At 39.8% G+C, this 2,455-nt stretch carries 3 protein-coding genes and 1 pseudogene; 3 read left to right on the top strand and 1 reads right to left on the bottom strand.

Going from position 1 to position 2,455, the window contains the following annotated elements; genetic code table 11:
* Window positions 1-301 precede the first annotated feature (301 nt).
* From AC5JL8_RS11085 to AC5JL8_RS11075, 3 genes are all read left to right on the top strand, one after another.
* Window positions 302-499: a hypothetical protein gene (locus tag AC5JL8_RS11085; protein ID WP_495879829.1), complete on the top strand. Its 198-nt coding sequence runs from the start codon at window positions 302-304 to the stop codon at window positions 497-499.
* A gap of 291 nt (window positions 500-790) precedes the next feature.
* Window positions 791-1,231: a hypothetical protein gene (locus AC5JL8_RS11080; protein WP_495879828.1), complete on the top strand. Its 441-nt coding sequence runs from the start codon at window positions 791-793 to the stop codon at window positions 1,229-1,231.
* 210 nt (window positions 1,232-1,441) lie between these two features.
* Window positions 1,442-2,227: an alpha/beta fold hydrolase gene (locus AC5JL8_RS11075; RefSeq protein WP_495879827.1), complete on the top strand. Its 786-nt coding sequence runs from the start codon at window positions 1,442-1,444 to the stop codon at window positions 2,225-2,227.
* Window positions 2,228-2,378: 151 nt separating this feature from the next.
* On the opposite strand, the pseudogene AC5JL8_RS11070 reads toward AC5JL8_RS11075, so the two are convergent.
* Window positions 2,379-2,455: pseudogene (locus AC5JL8_RS11070) on the bottom strand (photosystem II protein D1); the annotation flags it as partial.

Raw genomic sequence — 2,455 nt, 5'->3', positions numbered from 1 at the left:
AGCTTTTGAGTTCTCCGAAATAGCTTTTGAGTTCTCCGAAATAGCTTTTGAGTTCGCCGAAATAGCTTTTGAGTTCTCCGAAGCAGCTTTTGAGTCAGCCGGAATAGCTTTTGTCACACCCTTGGAAAAAATCTACACCTGTCAGCCTTTAGGTTCCTCATAACCCCTTTATATATAGAAGCGCATTACTAAAATTCAAAAGGCTTACACCGATAGATATTATTCTCAGGAATGATGTAGGCTCAAGAACATTTCTGTAATCTAGAAATTAAATTAGATGTAATGCTCTAAAGTCAAAAAGATGGCTGGACGATCACAACAGAAAACATTGAGACGTCAAAACACTATCCTTGCTGCCAAACACTTCTTAGCAGAAATGCAAAACGATGCAACATCGGAGCAATTGGGGATGATTGCCAATAGTGTAGGTGAGATCGCACTCTTTTGGCATCTAATTGGAAATCCTGAAGAGATTTCCTTGCTGGAATTGCAAGCGTAGTGTTAAACGGCATTATACTTGACCGCTCGTAACAATAATTACACTTCATCTCTCTCCTGTGCGCCTATCTTTCGAGTAGCGTTTTTGACAGGAGACGCTTGCTCAATGCGAGGAACCCGCCTCCGGGTTCGCAGCTAGTTGGTACAACGCGCATAACCCTTTCGGTAGACGCTGATCATCCAATCGGGAGAAAATGAAATTTTGATCAGGAAACTGGAATTTCCCGATTGTAATTAGTTTATACAAACCAATGAGGCGGCTCAGTTGCTTGTTGAGACGTTGTTCAGACAAATGAAAAAAATTGCAATTTTATCTTTGTTAACTAGTTGTGTGTTATTTCAAGCTAGTCAAGCTACAGCGCTACCCAAAGTAGGCGAATTTGAATTGGAACAGATAAGTGGGCGTGGTTGCGGAATGACTTTATGGAAACCAAACAGCGCAAATAAAAATCGCTTTATCTTGTTCAACGGTCTGAACGATAACTCAATGGAGATGATGATCAACGGTAAAATTACCAAATTTAATCGTGTTAAAGCTAACGGAAAGGCTTTTTATGGTCAAAAAACGTTTCAGACCTTTCGTAGTCAAGATGGCAAAATCACTGTTGACGTTGCAGTAAAGCTTGGTGCTAAGGGAGAAATTGAAACTGTTGCTATTAAAGAAGGCACTGTTCATGTGAAACAGAATCAGCAAAAGGTGAAAATCCCTGTGGTTGGGGATGCAGGATGTTAGCAGAATAGTATAGTTAATAGAGAATTTTTATTGGGGCGATCGCACTTGCCAATTGGCTATTTTCTGACGGTACGCAAAAATAACAAGCGGATCTTAATTAGTCTAATATATCCCTTCGGGTAGTCTCATGAACTAATTATGCTTGTTACAGTAGTGGTCTAGTCAGTGAAAGCCTATCACTTCTAATTCTATTCTCTATGAGGTTTGACATTGAAATCTCAACTGGTAAATAATCGTATTGATTTGAAAGATATCAGCATTTTTTATAAGCAAAGTGGGCTGAATTCAAACTTAACAACTCCCATATTATTTTTACACGGTTGGGGAATTTCGACTGAACCTTATCAGGAAGTTTTGGAACTACTAGCACAGCAGCATTCCCTGCTTGCACCCGATTTGCCCAGTTTTGCTCGCTCGTCTTACCGTAAACTTATCCCAGAGTACGATATCTACGCTAAATTGCTGCTTTCGTTTCTAGAAGCCCTAGATATCAAACAAGTGCATTTAGTAGGGCACTCAATAGGCGGAGGAATTGCAATTACGTTATCTACCCTTGCTCCTGACAAAGTAAGAAGCATGGTTCTGGTAGATAGTACAGGAATTCCATCTCCATCTATTCCAGAGATGATACCTCGCCGGGCAATAGAAATGACAGCCCAAATCTCTATCCCGAAGCTGAAATTGCAACTAATTGATATTCCTCAAGTCTTCTCTCATAACCTGTTATTCAATACCGGAAATGTCATTCAAGCATTACTGCTGTCGTTATACAAAGATTTAAGACATCTATTGCCAAAAATCACAGTTCCTTGCTTATTACTGTGGTCAGAAAAAGACCTGACTACTCCATTAACGGCTGCTCAGGAAATGGTTGTACTGATTCCAAAGGCCAGATTAGTGACTGTAGAAGAAGGTTATCACGAATGGGGACTCTGGTATCCCGAAAAATTTACATCGCTCATGCTTGATTTTATTCATCAGGTTGAGTTGGAATGACATGGTTAATAATTATTTATGTCTATCTCTTGAGATATGCGATCGCTGGGTAATTTATATTAAATAAATAAAAGAATATAAAAAACGCCCCCACAAGGAGGGCGCTTTTTTTAACTTACAGAGATACGGTTTATTGTGTCTCTATTTAGAATTAGCCGTTGATAGCAGGAGCGCTGATTGCAACAGGAGCTTGCTCACCGCTAGCCAAATCTAGAGGGAAGTTGTGAG

It is taken from the genome of Mojavia sp. (genome assembly GCF_059505145.1).
This window is presented reverse-complemented; position numbering and strand designations above follow the sequence as displayed.

Excerpts from the sequence above, each read along its gene's own strand:
- AC5JL8_RS11085 (WP_495879829.1), top strand. The coding sequence starts at position 302 with ATGGCTGGACGATCACAACAGAAAACATTGAGACGTCAAAACACTATC.
- AC5JL8_RS11080 (WP_495879828.1), top strand. The coding sequence starts at position 791 with ATGAAAAAAATTGCAATTTTATCTTTGTTAACTAGTTGTGTGTTATTT.